Annotated in this window: 20 protein-coding genes and 1 tRNA gene; 8 read left to right on the top strand and 13 right to left on the bottom strand. The window is 40.1% G+C overall.

Annotated elements, in window-relative coordinates:
* Positions 1-96 precede the first annotated feature (96 nt).
* Positions 97-178: transfer RNA gene (locus QOL76_RS01965), tRNA-Leu, on the bottom strand.
* Positions 179-400: 222 nt separating this feature from the next.
* On the opposite strand from QOL76_RS01965, the gene QOL76_RS01960 reads away from it, so the two are divergent.
* The 4 genes from QOL76_RS01960 to QOL76_RS01945 are packed head-to-tail and all read left to right on the top strand — an operon-like array spanning position 401 to position 6,689.
* Positions 401-979 carry a TetR/AcrR family transcriptional regulator gene (locus QOL76_RS01960; protein WP_283411342.1) on the top strand — a complete coding sequence of 193 codons (579 nt, stop codon included), beginning with the start codon at positions 401-403 and terminating at the stop codon, positions 977-979.
* 43 nt (positions 980-1,022) lie between these two features.
* Positions 1,023-2,342, top strand: a complete 1,320-nt coding sequence (locus QOL76_RS01955; RefSeq protein ID WP_283411341.1) for a TolC family protein — start codon at positions 1,023-1,025, stop codon at positions 2,340-2,342.
* Positions 2,343-2,370: 28 nt separating this feature from the next.
* Positions 2,371-3,483 carry an efflux RND transporter periplasmic adaptor subunit gene (locus QOL76_RS01950; protein WP_283411340.1) on the top strand — a complete coding sequence of 371 codons (1,113 nt, stop codon included), beginning with the start codon at positions 2,371-2,373 and terminating at the stop codon, positions 3,481-3,483.
* A gap of 32 nt (positions 3,484-3,515) precedes the next feature.
* On the top strand, positions 3,516-6,689 hold the full coding sequence (locus tag QOL76_RS01945; protein ID WP_283411339.1) for an efflux RND transporter permease subunit: 3,174 nt from the start codon (positions 3,516-3,518) through the stop codon (positions 6,687-6,689).
* A gap of 150 nt (positions 6,690-6,839) precedes the next feature.
* Here the strand turns inward: QOL76_RS01945 and QOL76_RS01940 are convergent, their stop codons facing one another.
* From QOL76_RS01940 to map, 11 genes are all read right to left on the bottom strand, one after another.
* On the bottom strand, positions 6,840-7,274 hold the full coding sequence (locus QOL76_RS01940; RefSeq protein ID WP_283411338.1) for a hypothetical protein: 435 nt from the start codon (positions 7,272-7,274) through the stop codon (positions 6,840-6,842).
* 123 nt (positions 7,275-7,397) lie between these two features.
* Positions 7,398-8,525 (bottom strand): ATP-binding protein, encoded by a 1,128-nt coding sequence (locus QOL76_RS01935; protein ID WP_283411337.1) that lies wholly within the window; start codon positions 8,523-8,525, stop codon positions 7,398-7,400.
* 390 nt (positions 8,526-8,915) lie between these two features.
* The gene (locus QOL76_RS01930; protein WP_283411336.1) at positions 8,916-9,191 is read right to left on the bottom strand and encodes a type II toxin-antitoxin system RelE/ParE family toxin; all 276 of its coding nucleotides are present in this window, start codon (positions 9,189-9,191) and stop codon (positions 8,916-8,918) included.
* Complete coding sequence (locus tag QOL76_RS01925; RefSeq protein WP_283411335.1) at positions 9,188-9,424, bottom strand: ribbon-helix-helix domain-containing protein; 237 nt, start codon at positions 9,422-9,424, stop codon at positions 9,188-9,190. The genes QOL76_RS01930 and QOL76_RS01925 overlap by 4 nt, the downstream gene beginning before the upstream one ends.
* Before the next feature lie 122 nt (positions 9,425-9,546).
* The gene (locus QOL76_RS01920; RefSeq protein ID WP_283411334.1) at positions 9,547-10,215 is read right to left on the bottom strand and encodes an SGNH/GDSL hydrolase family protein; all 669 of its coding nucleotides are present in this window, start codon (positions 10,213-10,215) and stop codon (positions 9,547-9,549) included.
* A gap of 176 nt (positions 10,216-10,391) precedes the next feature.
* The gene (locus tag QOL76_RS01915; RefSeq protein WP_283411333.1) at positions 10,392-11,264 is read right to left on the bottom strand and encodes a hypothetical protein; all 873 of its coding nucleotides are present in this window, start codon (positions 11,262-11,264) and stop codon (positions 10,392-10,394) included.
* 132 nt (positions 11,265-11,396) lie between these two features.
* Positions 11,397-12,410, bottom strand: coding sequence for an LLM class flavin-dependent oxidoreductase (locus tag QOL76_RS01910; protein ID WP_283411332.1), 1,014 nt, complete (start codon positions 12,408-12,410; stop codon positions 11,397-11,399).
* A gap of 116 nt (positions 12,411-12,526) precedes the next feature.
* Positions 12,527-12,976 carry a tetratricopeptide repeat protein gene (locus QOL76_RS01905; RefSeq protein ID WP_283411331.1) on the bottom strand — a complete coding sequence of 150 codons (450 nt, stop codon included), beginning with the start codon at positions 12,974-12,976 and terminating at the stop codon, positions 12,527-12,529.
* A gap of 286 nt (positions 12,977-13,262) precedes the next feature.
* Complete coding sequence (locus QOL76_RS01900; protein ID WP_283411330.1) at positions 13,263-13,700, bottom strand: VOC family protein; 438 nt, start codon at positions 13,698-13,700, stop codon at positions 13,263-13,265.
* 144 nt (positions 13,701-13,844) lie between these two features.
* Positions 13,845-14,642, bottom strand: coding sequence for an SDR family NAD(P)-dependent oxidoreductase (locus QOL76_RS01895; RefSeq protein WP_283411329.1), 798 nt, complete (start codon positions 14,640-14,642; stop codon positions 13,845-13,847).
* Positions 14,643-14,920: 278 nt separating this feature from the next.
* Positions 14,921-15,685: a type I methionyl aminopeptidase gene (gene map, locus QOL76_RS01890; RefSeq protein ID WP_283411328.1), complete on the bottom strand. Its 765-nt coding sequence runs from the start codon at positions 15,683-15,685 to the stop codon at positions 14,921-14,923.
* A gap of 475 nt (positions 15,686-16,160) precedes the next feature.
* Here map and QOL76_RS01885 point away from each other — a divergent pair, with 475 nt between their 5' ends.
* Genes QOL76_RS01885 through arsB form a run of 4 tightly spaced genes read left to right on the top strand, consistent with a single transcriptional unit; the run spans position 16,161 to position 18,699 of the window.
* Complete coding sequence (locus QOL76_RS01885) at positions 16,161-16,493, top strand: ArsR/SmtB family transcription factor (protein ID WP_283411327.1); 333 nt, start codon at positions 16,161-16,163, stop codon at positions 16,491-16,493.
* 39 nt (positions 16,494-16,532) lie between these two features.
* Complete coding sequence (locus QOL76_RS01880) at positions 16,533-17,003, top strand: DUF6428 family protein (protein ID WP_283411326.1); 471 nt, start codon at positions 16,533-16,535, stop codon at positions 17,001-17,003.
* A gap of 21 nt (positions 17,004-17,024) precedes the next feature.
* Entirely contained in the window at positions 17,025-17,657 is a 633-nt protein-coding gene (locus QOL76_RS01875) for a low molecular weight phosphatase family protein (protein ID WP_283411325.1), read from the top strand.
* A gap of 1 nt (position 17,658) precedes the next feature.
* Positions 17,659-18,699, top strand: a complete 1,041-nt coding sequence (arsB, locus tag QOL76_RS01870) for an ACR3 family arsenite efflux transporter (protein ID WP_283411324.1) — start codon at positions 17,659-17,661, stop codon at positions 18,697-18,699.
* 142 nt (positions 18,700-18,841) lie between these two features.
* On the opposite strand, the gene pelA is transcribed toward arsB, so the two are convergent.
* Positions 18,842-19,939 carry a pectate lyase gene (gene pelA, locus QOL76_RS01865; RefSeq protein ID WP_283411323.1) on the bottom strand — a complete coding sequence of 366 codons (1,098 nt, stop codon included), beginning with the start codon at positions 19,937-19,939 and terminating at the stop codon, positions 18,842-18,844.
* Between the last annotated feature and the right edge of the window lie 25 nt (positions 19,940-19,964).

The following is a 19,964-nucleotide window of genomic DNA, read 5'->3' as shown; positions in this document are numbered from 1 at the left end:
AGGTGATTATCGGAGTGGAATAAGGGATCAATTTTTTTGGAGAAAAAAGGATTTTCCAGAAAAACATAAAACCTCCCGATATTTCGGGAGGTTTAGTGCGGATAGAGGGACTCGAACCCCCATGCCTCGCGGCGCTAGATCCTAAGTCTAGTGCGTCTACCAATTTCGCCACATCCGCTTCAATTGGAATGCAATGTTAGTGATTCTAACTTTGAAATAATATTAAAATGGAGGTTTAAATGTATGGATGGAGTTTGATTTCACAGAACCCATTCATTTTCACCTGTTTTATTTTTTAATTCTGTGCAGGATTTTTTCTCTCCTAAAATTTCTGAAGAATTTTTTTCAAATACTGGAACTAATGCCAGCTTAGAATGATTGAACGTTCATTCAGTTATTTATGGAGAACTTAATAGACAAGAAGCAAAGCATTATTGAAAGCGCTCTGGAATTGGTGTATGAAAATGGATTTCATGGCTGCCCAGTAAGTCAGGTTGCTAAAAACGCAGGTGTAGCTGCTGGAACCATCTATACTTATTTTGAAAATAAGGAGGATTTGATCGTAGGTATTTATGAACATGTGGCTCAACAAATCATGAACTACATATCGGAAAGAGATGATGCCTCCTTGGAATTTGAAAATAGATTTTTCGATTACTGGCGAAATTTCACTGAATTCTATGAGAAGTACCCTGCAATTCATGGGTTTTATGACCAGTTTTTGAATTCACCTTTTAATTCGGAGGAGATCCAAAATAAACCAAACATATGGCATGAATGGGCTCATAAGTTTTTTCAGTCAGGTATGGATAAGGGAGCGATACGGGTAACTAATCCGGTGGTTCTATCCATTTTGGTCAATACCAATATCGCCTCGACGGTACGGATCAAAAAGAATTTCAAAACAAAACTTGCTAGAACTAATGTGAATCTAGAAGAAATATCTCATCTCATCTGGGCTGGGATAAAAGCTGACTAACCCTATAACCTTTTTAATTTCTTACCAACTAATTATTGATTGCATGTTTAAGAAACGTTTACTGTTAGTGGGACTGAGTGCTATACTCATGTCCAAAGCCGCCTACAGTCAGGAAGAAAGTACTGTGCCACGAGGAGTTTTGACTCTGGATCAGGTGATTGAATTCGCTCTGGTGCAAAGTCCGATTATCCGGCAAGCTCAGATAGATGAGGAAATCGGAGACAGAGATATCAAATCAAATCTGGCCGAATGGTATCCTCAAATCACAGCCTCTGCAGCAGGAGCCTATAATATTAAACTTCAGCAGCAGATCATCGGAGACCAGTTGATTACTTTCGGACAAAAGTATAATTCCAATGTGTTACTTCAGGCTGACCAGACTCTCTTCAATAGGGATCAGCTTTTTGCTTCCAAGTCTTCTAAGTACTATCGGCAGCAATTGCAGCAAGTCATCGAGAATGCTAAGATCAACACAGTCGTAGATGTCAGTAAGGCTTTTTATTCTATACTTCTTTCAGAGGAGCAAATAAAAATTCTTGACCAAAATCTAGATCGTCTGGAGAAGCAATATACTGATGCGTACAGCAGATTTGAAGCTGGGCTAGTAGACAAGACGGACTATCAGCGTGCTTCGATTGCTTTGACCAATGTGAAAAGTGATCGAAATAGAGTCGCAAATTCCTTTGAGGCAAAGTATGATTACCTCAAGCAACTGATGGGATATCCGGATAGTCTAGACTTTGTAATTGAGTTTGATGTGCAGGGAGCAGCCGGCAAAATCGGTGAGGATACCGCGGATCCTTTGGTTCTGGAAAATCGGATTGAATATCAGCTTTTGCAGACTCAGCAAACACTAAATGAGATTCAGACTAGCTATGAAAAGTGGAATTATCTTCCAGAATTGTCTGCTTATTATAGATACAATTGGAATTACTTCAATAATAACTTTTCAGATCTCTACAGAGCTGCTTTTCCTATTTCTTCGGTAGGTGTCAATCTTGCTATTCCTATTTTTCAGGGGGGTAAAAGAGTTCATAAAGTAAAAGCTGCAGAACTGCAGGTGGATCGTGGAAAAATAGAAATTGAAAATCTAAGTAACCAGATTCAGACTGAATATTCCACTGCACTTGCTGACTATAACAGTAGCGTCTATGAATGGCAACTGATCAGAGAAAATATGGAGATGGCTGAGAATGTTTATGACATCATCAAGCTGCAATACGATGAAGGAATCAAAGCTTACGTGGAACTAGTCGTGGCTGAAACCGACCTCCAAACCGCCCAAATCAACCACATTAATGCATTCTATCAGGTCTTGGAAGACAAGCTTGATCTAGAGCGAGCATTAGGTACCCTCAACTAATTCGAATCCCTTTTAAATTTTATACTATATGAACATATCATACAAACTCATAGCTTTTTCGGCCTTGATTTATGCAGGGTTTTCTTGCGGTCAAAAAGAACAGGCGGGACAGCAGGCACCGGCTGCAGTAGCCGTCACAACTTATACTGTGGTAAATAAATCTGTAACAGGCATAGACGAATACCCTTCTTCCATTGTGCCACTGAATGAAGTAGAAATCAGACCGCAGATTGGTGGATACATCACAAACATTTATGTGAAAGATGGCCAGGAAGTTAAAAAAGGTCAGAGACTGTATGAAATAGATAGAAGCAAATATGCTGCATCACAGCAGCAGGCAAAAGCAATGGTGGAAAGTGCTGAAGCTAACCTTGCCAGATTGAGCAAGGATTTCGATCGCTATAAGAGATTGGATGAGCAGGATGCTATCGCAAAGCAGCAACTAGATCATGCTGAGAGTGCGGTTTTGGATGCCAAAGCTCAACTGAGTTCGGCGAAAGCACAGTTAGAATCAGCAAATACAGATTACCAATATTCTGTATTGACTGCGCCATTTGATGGTACAGTCGGGATATCACAAGTTAGATTGGGGGCACAGGTTTCTCCAGGTCAGCCATTATTGAATACCCTTTCTTCCAATGATCCCATGTCTTTGAATTTTGTGATCAATGAGCGGGAGATTCCAAGGTTCAACAAACTGCTGAGAGCAGAAGATAACCCAGATTCACTCTTCAGAATCCGATTTAGTGATAATAGTATTTATCCTTTCAATGGCACCCTTACTACAATGGACAGGGCAGTAGGGCGTCAATCTGGCACAATTGCACTGCGAGTTCAATTTCCAAATCCAAACAATGAGCTAATAGCAGGAATGACCGTAAACTTGATGGTTCTGAATCAGGATTTAGGTGAACAAGTGGTAATTCCCTATAGAGCAGTAACTGAGCAAATGGGAGAATACTTCGTGTATGTGGTGCAGGATGATAATTCTGTGAAACAGCAGAATGTGCTGCTTGGAACACAAATAGGGGACAAAATTGTCGTGAGATCTGGATTGAGCGAAGGAGCCAAAATTGTGGATACTGGTATTCAAAAGCTACGAGATGGAGTTCAGATTACTGAGCAGACTACAGTCCAATAAACCGTTTTTCAATAAGACTTGATTATTTACTAATGATATCAGATGTATTTATAAAACGGCCAGTAACAGCCATGGTGATTTCTATCGTCATCGTACTGGTCGGTGTTTTAGCTATATTAAATCTCCCCGTTACACAGTATCCAGACATCACTCCTCCTGTAGTTTCGGTGTCAGCCAACTACACAGGTGCAGATGCAAAGACTGTAGAGCAGACGGTAGCTACACCAATAGAAACGCAGGTGAATGGTACTCCTGGGATGGCCTACATTTCCTCGAATAACACCAGTACGGGACAGATGCAGATGAACGTCACCTTTGAAGTAGGGACAGACATCAACATCGCAACACTGGATGTGCAAAACAGGGTTTCTATCGCAGAGCCGTCTCTTCCGGAGGCAGTGCGTAGACTGGGTGTGACGGTAAGAAAAAGGAATCCATCCATCATGATGGTGTTGAGTATCACTTCTCCAGAGAGAACTCATGATTCTAAATTTCTCTCCAATTACGCTAACATCTTTATCAAAGATGCACTTCTTCGTGTAAACGGAGTAGGTGATATCACCGCTATCGGTCAGGATTTCAGTATGCGTGTTTGGCTGAAGCCTGATAAACTCGCTCAATACGGAATCACTGCTCGCGAGGTGACTGCAGCCATTCAAGAACAAAACTTACAAGTAGCAGCAGGTACAGTGGGAAGTATGCCTCAATACGATACACAGGCATTTGAATATCCGATTACTGTAAATGGTCGTCTGGAAAGAGCTGAGGAATTTGACGACATCGTATTAAGAACTAATCCTGAGGATGGTTCAATAGTTTACCTGAAAGACGTCGCTAGAACTGAATTGGGACAGTTTGACTACGGTAGATATTCTACCCTGGATGGGGAAGAAGCAGCGATTTTGCTTGTTTATCAGGCTCCGGGAAGTAACGCCTTAGAAACGGCTGAAGGTGTATACGCAGCTTTGGATGAATTGCAAAAGAGTTTTCCTACAGATATGAAGTACACAGTTCCTTTTGAATCGGTATCTGTAGTGGAAGTGTCTATCAATGAGGTGATGCACACGTTTGTGGAGGCATTGATTCTCGTGATTATTGTAGTATTCCTTTTCTTGCAGAGCTGGAGAGCGACTTTAGTGCCTGTTTTGGCGATTCCTGTATCTATTATTGGAACGTTTATTTTCTTCCCTTTGCTCGGATTTACGATCAATACGCTGACGCTTTTTGGTTTCGTATTGGCTATCGGTATAGTGGTGGATGATGCGATTGTGGTAGTGGAAGCAGTTCAGCATTACATAGATTCCAGAAAGATATCTGCAAAAGAAGCTACTCGTCTTGCGATGAAAGATATCACTGCGCCGGTTATAGCGATTGCCTTGATTTTGGCGGCGGTATTTATTCCGGTAGGTTTTATCCCAGGTATTGTAGGTAGAATGTATCAGCAGTTTGCCATTACCATTGCGATCTCAGTATTGCTTTCGGCCTTTGTAGCGTTGAGTTTGACACCTGCTTTGTGCGTTCTCTTGCTGAAGCCTTCTGAAGTAAATGAAAATGGTAAAGGACTGAATAAGTTCTTCTACAAGTTCAACTTGTGGTTTGAGCGTACTACTGCAAGCTATACCAATGGGGTGAGAACAAGCATCAAAAGAGCACCACTTGTATTGATTTTACTCGTTTGTGTTTTCGCTGGTACTTTCGGGCTTTTCCAAACCAAACCAACCGGTTTCTTACCTACTGAGGATGAGGGAAGACTTTATGTGACTCTTCAGCTTCCTGAAGGTGCTGCGAGTAACAGAACGCAGGCCGTGATGCAGAAGATGAACGCTATTTTGGAAGAAACCGAGGGCATCAATCACGTAACTGGTATCGGAGGGCTGAACGTGATCAACTTCTCCTTCAAGCCAAACGCGGCTACTTTCTTCGTACAGATGGATCCTTGGGATGATAGAAAAGACCCTTCTCTGCAACTTGGAGGTATGTTGGCAACTTTGAATCAAAAGTTTGCTTCAATTACCGAAGGCAGTATTGTGGTGGTACCTCCTCCTGCGATTCCAGGATTGGGTAGCACAGGTGGATTTAGCTTTATGCTGGAGCAGCGATCTGCTACTGGAGATATCAAGGAGTTTGAAGGAGCACTTGGGCAGTTCCTAGCTGCGGCCAATCAGCGTCCGGAAATCGCAATGGCGTATAGCTTCTTTACTGCCAAAACTCCCGGATATCATGTGACAGTGGATCGAGAGAAAGCTAAGAAATTGGGAGTTCCGCTTACTGAGATCTTTACGACTATGTCGAATTACATGGGAAGCTCCTATGTGAATGACTTCACCAGATATGGCCGAAACTTCCGTGTGGTAGCACAAGCGGATACAGCTTACCGAGCTGGAATGAACAACTTGGAACAATTTTATGTACAAAGTAGTGGAGGAGAGGCAGTGCCTTTGAGTGCGTTGATTAGCTATGAGGTGGTAGAAAATGCGCCAGTTATTTCTCACTATAACTTGTTTCGATCTGCGGAAGTAAATGGTAATGCCGCTCCTGGCTATAGTTCGGGTCAAGCCTTGGCAGCCTTGGAGGAAGTTGCAGCTCAAACCTTACCGGCCGGATATGGCTATGACTTTTCCGGCTTGAGTAGAGAGGAACTTTCCTCTGGAAGTAGTACTATTCTGATTTTTGCCTTGGCGATTGTGTTGGTTTCCTTGCTATTGGCAGCCTTGTATGAAAGCTGGTCAGTCCCATTCTCAGTTCTATTGGCTTTGCCTCTAGGTGCTTTTGGTGCGATCATCGCCCTGCATTTCCTACCGAAGTTGGATAATAATATTTATGCACAGATTGGTTTGATTACCCTGATTGGTTTGGCGGCGAAAAACGCCATCTTGATTGTAGAGTTTGCCAAGGAACGTGTTGACGTAGGAATGCCACTACTCCAGGCAACTTTGGAAGCGGTAAAATTGAGACTTCGACCGATTATCATGACTTCTCTTGCCTTCATCCTCGGTGTGGTTCCATTGGCTATTTCGAATGGAGCTGGTGCTGTAGCAAGACAGACAATTGGTTTTACCGTGATCGGAGGGATGCTTGCAGCTACCTTCTTGGCGATCTTTTTTGTGCCAGTCTTATATGTGGTTATTACTAAAATTGCTTACGGTAAAAAAGGCTTGGCAGAGCTTGAAGCTAATTATGATCCAAGCAAACATGAGCATCATTAAGTAGTTTCTCTAATTATAATTGAAATGCCCCCAGAAAGTGATGAACTTGATGGGGGCATTTTTTTTTGATTAACCGCAGAGAGAACGGAGGATTTCGTGGAGAGCGCAACTTTGGTTATCCTGCTTCTCCAAAAGTTGGATATTTAAGTATTATTTTTTAATGCCGAATCCAAATGGAGCTTTTAATAAACCTGAATCATACATGTTTATGTAGATGGACACTGTATCTTTTGAATTCGCCCAAGTGACTCTATAATTGTCCAACATCGCGGTTCCCATTAGGCCGTTTTCACTTTTAACAGGGCAGCAACTTCCTTGTCGATAATAGTAGATTTTTTCTCCATTTGGGCCTGTCAATGCATTTAAGTAACGTCTCTCGTTTAAAGGGCCTTCAGAGTCTTTAGCTCCTCCCACTTCTACAGGATTTTTAGGAGAAAGTCCATAGGATTTGTCGGTCGAAATTTCATTCACAACAAATGTATCATTATCCTTTAGCTGTTGCTTTACGTTCTTGGAGAGTGGCTGAGTGGATGAGCATGAGATTAGGAAAAATATGGCCCCAATAAAAGTTAATTGTCTCTTCATTTTAAGTGATTAGTTAATTTATAGACGTATGGAAAAGTTGATTCTAAATTAAGAATTTCGTCATGTTTACCTAGATTTAATTGCAATAAATAAAATGAAATTTTCAGCTTTCCAGAATTCCCTTTATTGAGTCAGCACATCCAAATAATTTTCTCGATTAACAACTCGAAACTCAGTTTCTGGATATGCCTCTTCAAAACCCAGAGGCAATTTGGCCTTTCGCTCTGGATTCCATTTCGCCTCAAAAGCAAATAACTTGCCTTCACGCTCTTCCAGCCAGTCCAGTTCTTTTCCTGTCGTTGTCCTCCAAAAATAAACGTTAGAATGAATGCGATTGTAGCTCAGGTATTTCATTCGCTCACTGATTATGAAATTCTCCCAAAGCGCTCCTTTGTCATTTCGTAAATCCAAGGAGTTGAAATTATTGATAATGGCATTTCGCACGCCATTGTCCCAAAAGTAGATCTTTCTGCTTTTTTTGAGCTCTCGCCGCATATTCCTGCTAAACGAGTTCAGACGAAAAATCACAAATGCCTTTTCTAGCAAGTCTAGATACTTTTCTGCTGTTTCCTTATCTATCCCAATTGTATTTCCCAGGTCATTGAATGTAACCTCTGAACCGACCTGAAGTGCCAAAGCCAGTAATAACTTCTGTAAAACTGTAGGCATACGAACATCTGCCAAACTCAAAATATCTTTGTAGAGATAGCTGCTGGTAATTTCCTGAAGTGCTTCTTGTGCTTCGCTTGGATGGTTGATTACTTCTGGATAAAAGCCAAAGATCATCCGCCGCTCCAAAAGCCGTTTCTCTTCCCTAGGAGAAGTATGCAAGCAAAGTTCTTCTGTAGAAATTGGGTAAAGTTGAAACTCTCGTTTGCGACCTGTCAAAGGCTCTTTAATTGAGTTGGCTAAGTCTAATGCTGATGAACCTGAAGCTATGACTTGAACTTCGGGAAATTCATCTGCCAATATTTTCAACGTAAGACCAATATTTGGTACACGTTGAGCTTCGTCAATTACTACCAATTTATAACCTCCGATAAGGGACTTTAGGGCTGAAGTTGTAACTTCAAAAAGGCTCTGGCGATCATCTGGGTTATCACAATTCAGCCATAAAACTTTCTCATTAGGAAAATCCAAGACCTGCTTCATGAGCGTAGTTTTCCCTACCTGTCTAGGCCCGATGATTACCAAAAGCTTTCCTTGATGAATCCTTTTTCGCAGCTCAGATTCTATTTGACGAGTTATCATGAATTAAAAATATGTAAATTCTCGATCGTAACCGAAAATTAACATGTAAATTCTCGGTTACGATCGAAAGATTTCATGTTTTCGCTTGTTTGTAGGCTGGAGATTGCAAATCCAGAGGGGCTAATTATACTTTCGCTAGTCTCTAAAGTAAAAATGGCTCTTGCTAAAGGGCAGATAGGCCAGTCCTTTTAAATAGTTGGATTTATTTACTTTTCTGATTTCTATTATGTTTTCAAAAGCAACCAGCCTTTTTTTTGTGTTCAGTCTAAATAAAGGATTTCGTTAAGAGCAGCTACAGGAGAGGAGGGGGTAGTTTCATACTTAAAAAAACAATTTGTGTTGCCTGGCTTTTCCAGATGTAGGATGAAGGTTGATTTTGTTATGGTTATTCTAGAATTCTTGCCTTCCTATTATTCGGATTATTTCCGGTATTTCATCAGTAGATAGTTTGAAATAGATTGTATCTGATCCACAAACACAATAATGATAAGATTTTCGAATATGTGATGCTTGCGGGAATTGATATGGATTTTCACCAATTCGTTCAAAACAGTTGAAAAGTGCCTCGAAATATTTGTCAGCCTGCGCTTCCCCAAAGTTCATAAAGCCGAATCTGTATATTCGAACCATATCGTCTTCTGCTTCTTGACTGAGCAGGTAAGTCATTTCAGACCGCTTTTTGCTAAGGCTAAAATCTCGTCTTTAGTTTTCTTGGAGTAGCCACTTTCTTCACCTTTTATCAATTCTAGTCGAAGCAAGGCTATACTTTCCTGCCGTTTTCGTTCTTGTCGAATCAGGTCATTTACCAACTCACTTTTGCTTGCATATTCCTTAGCAGCTACTTTTTCTTGTAGCCAATTGTCATTTGGATCGGTTAATGAAATGCTCTGTCTTCCCATGATTAACTAGTTTGGTGTAAATATACACCATATCTGTGTTTTATCAACCTATGATTCATACCTCTGAGTCTGTATTTCAACAAGTAATGAGAGTGAAAATAGGAAGGTTAAGAGATACACTCTTAGAACTCCAATCTTTCACTCACTTCCTTTATCCATTGACGGGCAATTAATTCATGACCTGCAGGCATGGGGTGAATGCCATCCCAAATCCAATAGTTAGCAGGAGCTTTTTCGCAGGCATCCAAAAAGGGCTGTTGCAATTCAACAAAAATGGCATCGTAGGTTTCAGCTAATTTCTTTACTGTTTTTTGCATTTCGGAAATTACGCCTTGATAGGCTTCTGTCTTTTCCTGGGTCCATTCAATTCTGATCATATCATCAGCGGGGAGAACAAATGGTTCACAAAGAATTAGTTGAGTGTTTGGTAAGGCGTTTTTTGTTTTCTCTAAAACCTCAATATATGTCTGCTCCCATGTTTTAACAGAATATTCATTTTCTATTATTCTGGATACATCATTCACACCAATCAAAATACTTAGCACGTCGGGAGCCAAGTCAAGGGTGTCTTCTTGCCATCGGGCATTTAAATCCTGTATGGTATTTCCGCTAATGCCTCTGTTATAAAACATTAAGCCTTTATCCACATAATCGAACCAAAGACGACTTGCTATAAGATAGGCATATCCATGCCCCATGACATGATTCCAGTCTTGGTTTCGCGAGTGGTTTCCATCCGTAATTGAGTCCCCTTGGAACAGAATTGTTACCCCCTTTCCACTTTTATTCATACCGTAATTTTTGCTATGGTTCTTTGCTGAAAGAATACTTTCCGAAATAATTATGCTTAATCCAGTTACCCCTAAATTCAAAAAAAACTTCCTTCGTAAATTGGGCATTGATGCTATGATTTTTAATTGGTGTAATTGGGTTGGCTAACGCCTGTTGGCAGTAGTTATTCTTCCATCTAAATTTCTTTCAATAGCTCCAATTTTCCTGTTTTCCTATCATAAAAGATTTCAAAGGGAATTTTTATTTTATGCTTTGGCAAGTCTATGTAATTAATCCTAAATGGCTTCAATGCTTTCTTAATAGTTCTTCTGCACTTCCTTTCATCAGTCATATTCCACCACCAATCATCAATTTTTTCTCCAAAAGTTTCAACTTCCCAGTCTACCCAAACCTTTTTTAATTTTCCTTTTCTGTTGTAGGTTAGAATATATTTTTCGGCACATAAGTCATACCAAGGAGTCTTAATTGTATCCCAATCAATATTTTTCTGGACTTGGGAAAAAAGAGTGTCTTGCAAACTTTTAGCAATATGTCTTTGTCTGTTTTCGAGTTCGATTTTGTCCGCTATTTTTTTGTTAGAAACTGTTCGTTCGTTTGTCTGTAAACCATTCTTAAATGAAATATAAAGTTCTCGCTCATAAATCGAGGCATAGCCCATATGAATGTATTGAACTTGTTTACCTTGTGGAACTACTAATTTTCCAGTAAACCAATTCGCAAATACGTTATCTGTTCCAAACATTTTTTTCAAGTCAGCATTCTTGACTTCAAGTCCACACTCTTTATGACAACTTGTTATCTGTCTTAAAAATAAACTGTCATTTTTGAGTTCCCAGATTGCTTTGTAACCACGCCAACAAGCAGTCGAACCACAACCAATGAAGTCTATAAGTTCTCTTTTTCCTGTCTGTTCAAAATATTGTTCTAATGGATTGGAAAAAATTGATACCGTGTCACTTTTGTAAATCAAATAGTCGGGAATTTGTCCTGTCGCAAAAGCAGAATTAGTTATTAATAGTACGAATATTATTGTTAAGATGTGTCTCATTAGAATTACTATCAATACCCATAATTACCTATTTCACTCCCCCATATTACATCTTTATCCTAATTACCCCCAACCCTCGGGAGATCTCTAATACTAACATACTAATTACGCTTTAATGAAGGTGTGATAAACTCAATTTTTATCTTTTACAAAAGGGACGATCTCGGAGCCAATAAGCTCGATCGCTTTCATCAATTTTTGATGGTCCTTTACGGCATCCATTTGGAAGGTTATTCTTTCTAGCCCACCTAAGGATTCACTGTGTCTCAAGATTTTATCCACGATCTCTTTTGGTTCTCCTACCAATAAAGCTCCAGTTTCGGTGTTTTGAGCATCAAATCCTGCTTTTGTCACAGGACCAAAGCCTCTTTCTCTGCCTATTTTATCAAACATTTCCTTATAGCTAGGGTAGAAGTCTGCGATGGCTTCCTGCCTGGTTTTGCCAACAAATCCTATAGAATGCAATCCTACTTTTAGGTCACTTTTGGCAAATCCTGATCTTTCTCCAGCTCTTCGGTATAAGTCTACCAAAGGCGCAAAACGATGCGTCTCACCGCCAATGATCGCTACCATCAAGGGTAAACCTAGCTTGCCTGCTCTTTCAAAAGAGGAGGGCGTACCACCCACTCCAACCCATATAGGCAACTTTTCCTGTTTAGGGCGGGGATAGATGGCTTGGTTCCGAAGTGCCGGCCTAAATTTTCCTGACCAGTTGACTACCTCATTATCTCTGATTTTTAAAAGTAGGTTCAGTTTCTCTTCGAATAGCTCATTATAGTCCTGAAGATTTAAACCAAATAGGGGAAATGCATCGGTAAAAGAACCTCTCCCGGCTACTATTTCTGCACGGCCTTCGGAAAGCAAATCCAGCGTAGCATAGTTTTGAAATACACGAACGGGATCGGAAGCACTCAGAACTGTGACGGCACTTCCAAGTCGGATGTTTTTGGTTCTGGCAGCCGCTGCGGCCAAAATCATAGAGGGAGCGGAGTCCAAAAAGTCCTTGCGATGATGCTCTCCAATTCCGAAATAACTCAAACCCGCTTGGTCTGCCAATTCTATTCTCTCCAACAGTTCCCTTAGTGATTTAGAACCGTCCAACTGATTGTCGGGAGAAGCTGCGAAACTATCAATTCCTATTTCCATATGTCTGCATTAAAATGTTAATCTAAGTCGATTTCTCTTAACTGATGTTTGATTGGAAAAGGTTCTTTTTAGGAGAGTCTAAAGCTATTGATCTAGAACTTATCGAATGAAATATGTTAGTTTAAGATTTCGATTTTCATTTTGGCGTTCTCATTATCAGGATTGAGCTCCAGAGATTTTGTATAGTTTTCTATTGCTTTTTCTTTTTCCCCAGTGACTTCATAGAACTCTCCTAAGCTGTCAAAGGCATTAAATGAATTAGGATAGTTTTCTGTATTCAGCATAAAGAAATCCATTGCCTTAGCCTTATTATTTTGTACCATTTGGTAGCCTAGTTGATTGACCAGATACTCAGGCGGGCTAAAATCATAGGATAGTCGATTGGAAATTAATTGGAAATGTTCCTTCAGTTGTTCTATGCTTTCTACATCCCGGTAGGTAATGCCATACCCTTCAAAAATTGAAGAAATGCCATTGTGAAATGCGATAGGAGGTACTGAGCCATGGTTTTCATGCTCGAAATATTCTAGTTTTGCCTGAAACTCACCTTCACTTTTGCTGTGCATGGCTTCGTAAAACCGAACATGGCGATCCCGATTGGTGAAGTTTCTCTTGTCCCAATTTGCTGTGTCTTCTGATTTGTATTCTAAATTAAGAATTATGTCTAGGTAGCGTTTGGTTGATAAGATTTTAATTCTCAGGAATATTGAGTGATTCTTTATTCTAGGATAGAGCTTTGGTTATGCATTTAGCAAATTATCTTAACTCGAAGAAAGGATTAAAAATTAACACTCCCAACAAGACTAGGCTTATTGGGAGCATACTATTGGTACTGATTTAGGTGATTACAATTTAGACTTTTCCTTTGTGTCTTGGGTCAAAATCCACCATCCATTCAATCCCGTATTTGTCACGGAACATCCCAAAATAAGAGCCCCAAGGACTTTCATCCATAGGGACTTCGATAGTGCCTCCAACAGTAAGTCCATTAAAAATGCGTTCAGCTTCTTCCTTGCTTTCTGCGGCAATTGATATTTTAGACCTGTGTTCATTTTCATCTACTCGTCCCATTCTTTCCGGAACGTCATTTCCCATCAATACATTTTGCCCGATAGGTAAAGCAATGTGCATGATCTTTTCTTTTTCATGATCTGCTATTGGATTCCCTGGGATGTCCATGTCTTTAAAGCGTGTGATATTTGCGAATTCTCCGCCAAAGACAGATTTGTAAAAATTGAATGCTTCCTCTGCATTCCCGTTAAAGTTGATGTATGGATTAATCAGTGCCATAGTTATTTTGAATTTGTAGTGTCTTTGATTTTTACCTATTCAAATCTACTGATTAGGCACAAAATAGGTGAGGTCTAAAAACGTCAAAGGCTGGGAGGTATGCGTCAGTAAAATTGGGTAACACCTGTAAATTCGCTAACCTTTTTATTCTGGTTTTGGACCTTTTGAAACAATCGTTCTAACCAAGCCGGGAAACCAACCTTGCAGCCATACCAAAATCCTTCCGTGGGCTGTGAAAATATAATTTCTCTTCCGCTTAATAATAGCCTTTACCATAACTTTCGCGGCTTTATCTGTAGGCCACATTAAATTTGAAGGACGCGGGTCGTTTCGTTCAGGATGCCAAACTCCATCATTATCAATTTTCGCAATTTCCGATTCCACAAAGCCTGGATGAATGGTTGTACAACTCACACCGGTACCCTTTAATTCTACCTGCAGGGTCAGACCAATGGAGTGAACTGCTGCTTTTGATGCGCCATAAGCCCCGACATTCGGATTAGGAAGATAGGCGCCAACACTACCTACCAAGCCAATGCGACCTTGGTTTTGCTTCAAATGTGGCAGCGCATATTTTACAGTCAGGGCTAAACCTGTGACATTTCCGTTCAATTGCCTATTCCAATCTTTTGCAGTCAACTTATCTATGCTTCCGAAAACACCAAACCCAGCATTGGCAACAGCGACATCTAAGCGTCCCCAGTGGTCTATCATGCTTTGAACGGCATTTTCTATGGATTTCTCTTCCAAAATATCAACAGGAACAACCAATGCTTCGCCACCAGAATTCTTAATTTCAAGAGCAATCTCTTCTAAAAGTTCTTTGCGTCTGGCTGAAAGCACCACTTTGTATCCTAAGCTTGCCCATTCAAAGGCCATAGCTTTGCCAATCCCGGACGAAGCACCTGTTATCCAGACTACCTTTTCTTTTGCGTTTGCCATTTTAAGTCATGTTAAAAATATAATTGGATATTCGAGCTAAAGCACAACGACCAGTATAAATGCAATTCCCAACTTTCTTTTTTGTAGTTGCTTACATCAGGTATTTGAGGTTTCTCTTAGACTAAAATAAGGATTTCATTCAGATAAATTAGACTGAATTGAGGTAGTATTTGAAATCAAAAATAAGGGATATGCTTCCTTGGTATTATGGGGTTACGCAGAGGAAGTATTCAAAAAATAGAAGTTTTTAAACTCTCCTAATTGAGAGTTTAAAGACATTAATCCCAAAGTCCATTTGCCTCAGTCAAAATAACTGGAGCCTCATCAGTGATTAAAATAGTCTGTTCGTGTTGGGTGACAAATCCTCCTTTATTCCCTACGAGCGTCCAGCCGTCATTCTGCTCTACGGCATAGGTAGAATTGGTTGAAATGAAAGTTTCAATTGCGACAGTAGTGTTTTTCTTAAACCGCTCCCTGTTGCTTTTGACTCTATAGTTCAAAATATCGGAAGGCTCTTCATGTAAACTTCTTCCTACGCCGTGACCAGCCAGATTTTTGATTACTTTATAACCCGATTTTCTAGCTTCAGTTTCTATCAAATACCCGATATCAGCGATTTTCACTCCACCCTTAATGGCACTTATTGCTTTGTGAAGAATGTTTTTTGAAGCATCCACTAGAGGCTGATGATTATAAATATCTTCCCCAAGGACAAAAGAACCGCCGTTATCCGACCAAAAACCATTGAGTTCGGCAGAGACGTCAATATTGATCAGGTCACCTTCTTTTAATATGATTTTCTCTGAAGGAATGCCGTGAGCAGCAACTTGATTTACGCTGATACAGGTGTAACCAGGGAATTTATAGGTTTCATACGGCGCAGATTTGGCACCGTAGCTTTTCAAGATTTCTCCTCCATATTCGTCTAGTTCCTTGGTAGACATGCCGATTTTGGCGAATTCTGTCATAAGTCTGAGTGTAGTTCCCACTACTTCAGAGATTTTTTTCATTCCGATTAGTTCGGTTTCTTTAGTGATTGACATAGCTCATTTATTTTAAAAATTATCCGCAATGATGCGAATAGCAATAATTTTGTTTTCCTAATTCGGGGACCAAAGTAGCTAAAATACTAGTGCATCTAATGGTTTTAGTACGATGTGAATAAAGGCCAAATGTATTTATTCCGTATATCCGCTTTCCTAACGGTAAATAGGATAAGAAATCTAGGACAGGCTTCTTTATTTAAACGTTGATAAAAGAAATTCATGATTAACCGCAAAGTTGCCAGTCACCTTAGATTCTTTGCTTATCTGGTTGGAAGCCCAATGACCGAGGCGGCCTCAATTCTTAAGTTTAAGATATCCTTTTTTGCTTTTGACTCCATACTGGCACAAAAGCGGATATATATAAAGAAATTTCAAATCATTTAAGTTCCTTCTTCAACCCTGAAGGTTTTTCACTATTACAGTTTACTTTTAAACTTATTAATCGTAATATTGCAATGAAACAATAATAGTCATGGGACTCACTAAAACAGAAATATTTTCCGAGCAACAAAACGAAATCGCTGTTTTTGCTAAGGCATTCGCTCATCCAGCACGAGTAGCTATTCTACAGCATCTCTTCAAAATGGACAACTGCGTATGCGGGGATTTAGTAATTGAGATAGGATTGGCGCAACCTACGATTTCCCAGCATTTGAAGGAATTGAAGCAGCTGGGTTTGATCAAAGGAAATATAGAAGGAACAAGCGTCTGCTATTGTATCGACCGAGAAAACTGGAATAGGATGAAAAAGCTCTTGAATGAGTTTTTTGACCAGGATATCAGCACATCGGGCAATTGTTGCTAGAAAATAAATTATCGAATTATCACACTAAATAATTGAGTTATGAAATTATCTGAGGTAAAATCAGCTTTGGCCAACTTAGAAACCATTGCTTTTCAATTGCCAACCGGAGAGTTGGTTCCTACTCACTTTCATGTCACGGAAGTGGGTAAAATCACTAAAAATTTTATTGATTGTGGGGGTACAGTGAGAAATGAGCATGTCGCAAATTTCCAGCTTTGGAATGCGGATGACTACAATCACAGACTTCATCCAGAGAAGTTGTTGAGTATTATTGAGCTTTCTGAGAAAGTGCTAGAATTGGAGGATTTGGAAGTAGAAGTGGAATACCAAGCGGAAACCATCGGGAAATTTGGATTGGATTTCGACGGTGTAAATTTCCTACTGACCAGTAAGCAAACGGATTGTTTGGCGAAGGATAAATGTGGTATCCCGGTGCAAAAGCCAAAAGTAAGACTTTCTACTTTGCAAACTACGGAGGGATCTTGTACTCCGGGATCCGGCTGCTGCTAACAAAGAATAAAAATCGAAATTATGCATACGGCACAAAACACTCTTTTGCCTGCACTTAAACTCAGTGTGGAAAAAGCCAGAAATCTTTCTATTTCAGCTGAAAGACTTGAAGTTCTTCAGGTTTTGATTGATTACATTCAGTCTAAAGTCAACTCAAGCGAAGAACTTGTACTCAATTTTATTTGCACTCATAATTCCAGAAGAAGTCAGTTTTCTCAGGTTTGGGCGCAGACTGCCGCAGACTATTTTGGGATTCCTGCGGCCTGTTATTCCGGTGGGGTAGAGGTTACTGCTTTCAATGAGAGAGCTGTTGAATCTATTAAACGAAGTGGATTTAGAGTTTCTAAGAAAGGAGATGACAATCCAACCTATTTTGTATTTCATTCCGATGATTCGGAGCCTATTGTGGCTTTTTCGAAGGTTTTTGATGACCCTATCAATCGAGCCGCCCGATTTGCAGCGGTAATGACCTGCTCACATGCAGATGAAAACTGTCCTTTTATCCCTGGAACTGATAGTCGTATTCCTGTACGATATGAAGATCCAAAAGCATTCGATGATACGCCTCAGGAAGCCGAAAAATATGACGAACGCTCCATGCAGATTGCTTCTGAGATGTTCTATGTGTTTTCTCAAATAGCAATTTCTATTTAAAATGGGTCAGAAACAGCTAAGTTTCCTCGATCAGTACCTTACACTTTGGATTTTTCTCGCCATGGCTATAGGAGTGGGGATAGGTTATTTCTTTCCTTCCAGCTCTGTTGTAATTAATTCTTTTAGCGTAGGAACAACGAATATTCCTATAGCCATAGGTTTGATTCTCATGATGTACCCTCCGCTCGCGAAAGTGGATTACTCCCAATTGCCGAAGGTATTTAAGAATGTGAAAATTCTGTCAGTATCCTTGGTGTTGAAATGGATTATTGGTCCGGTTTTGATGTTTGCGCTGGCTATAATTTTCCTACAGGACTATCCCGAATACATGGTGGGCCTAATCCTGATTGGTCTTGCGAGGTGTATTGCAATGGTCTTGGTGTGGAATGATCTGGCGGATGGAAGCAGTGAATATGGAGCTGGTTTGGTTGCGCTAAACAGTATTTTTCAGGTGTTTGCATACAGTTTCTATGCATGGGTGTTTATAACGGTGCTTCCTCCTTATTTCGGCTTTGAGGGAGCCATAATTGATATTTCTATCTGGACTATCGCTGAAAGTGTGGCTATCTATCTGGGTATTCCATTTTTGATGGGTATTCTAAGCAGGTATTTTTTAGTGAAGGCTAAGGGTGAGGATTGGTATCAGAACAAATTTATTCCTGCCATTTCACCGATGACGCTTATTGCGTTACTCTTCACAATTTTGGTGATGTTCTCCTTGAAAGGAGAACTGATTGTACAGATTCCTATGGATGTAGTCAGAATAGCAGTTCCATTGTTAATCTATTTTGGCTTGATGTTTTTGATTGGCTTCTTTATGACCAAGGCTTTGGGAGCTGATTACGACAAATCGGCTTCTGTGGCATTTACTGCTGCCGGCAATAATTTTGAATTGGCTATTGCCGTGGCTATTGCAGTATTTGGACTGAATTCCGGACAGGCCTTTACAGGTGTGATTGGCCCCTTGGTGGAAGTTCCCGCGTTGATATTGCTTGTGCGGGTTTCCTTTTGGCTGAAGAAAAAGTACTATTCTAAAGTTTAAAAAAATATGCTTACCGTTTTCTGAAAAATACCCTAAACTTTGGGCTAATAGAACTTGAAAACTAGTGTTCCAAACAAATGCCTTTTTCTTAATTCCGTACACTAAAAGCTAATAAGCCGAGAATTTTTCCTCGGCTTATTAGCTAGTTTGACTCCACGTTCTTTTTCCAATCTGGATATTCTTTCAAAAGTTTTTCAGGAGCACTGGTGTACCAACTGTAGCCATTTCGACGTTCGTAGCCGATTTCAGCAAGGGAGTTTTTCTTGATTCCGTCTCGATCACAGAAGAAAGGTTTTCCAGTTTCCAGATCATAGAATCGAGCCCAAATAGGTGATGCATTTGGGTCTGAAACTATAATTCTATTCTTCTTGCCTTCTGCATTAATTTCTGTCTCCAGCTTGATGCCCTCTATTTTGTGATTTTCAAACCAGTTAATTGCTCCATCTACTGCGGTGATTACTTCCTGTGAAGGATTTTCGAGTTCCATTAGCAGTTGTACGATGCGGACGGATTCAGAACCGCTAAAGGAGGGAAGTTCGTAGGAGCGGGCTTTCGCAGGAGCTAGCGTTTTTTCATCATGTTGTGCACACCAAACAGTAGGGGAACCATCCACGACGATTTGAGTTTTGAGTATGCAATCAATCCCAGAATTAAATGATTTGTGAGCTTTGCCAATTATTTTCTGATCTAGTTTCAATGCTGAGTAGGCTTGGTCTTCTGAGTAAATCTCTCGGAGAAACTTCAGTGTATTCACCATAGCATCATCATTGTAAGTGATGTGTCCTGAATAGGCGACAGATCCTGTCCGAACAGGGAAAAATTGTGGCCATCCGCCATTTTCGTATTGAGAGATGAAGATATAATTCAAGCCTTTTTCAAAAGCTTCTTTGTATCGGTAATCCTCTATATGGGCATATATTTTGGCGAGAAACCTCAATTCTGTGATCGTTGCACCATTATCGAAAGTTGCTCCTATATCCTCCTTATTTTGCTTAATTAGAGTTTTTTCTGAGTCTGATAAGGGTTGATGATATTCCTTGTTTTTCTCCCAGCCACCAATTTCCTTTTGAGCTAGTATAACATTTTCCGCCACAGCTTTTGCTTCAGCAGAGCCATACCAATTTTCCGGCATTTTTGTAGCAACTTCTTTCCACCTCAAGCTGAGATAATCCGCGTCTTGCGCAGAGGAGGTAGTGATAAATAACCCTATCAAAAACAGGATAAGAATGCTGGACTTCATGGTTATAGTTAAGATAATGACAAGT

It is taken from the genome of Algoriphagus winogradskyi, assembly GCF_900182815.1.
GTDB lineage: Bacteria > Bacteroidota > Bacteroidia > Cytophagales > Cyclobacteriaceae > Algoriphagus > Algoriphagus winogradskyi.
This window is presented reverse-complemented; position numbering and strand designations above follow the sequence as displayed.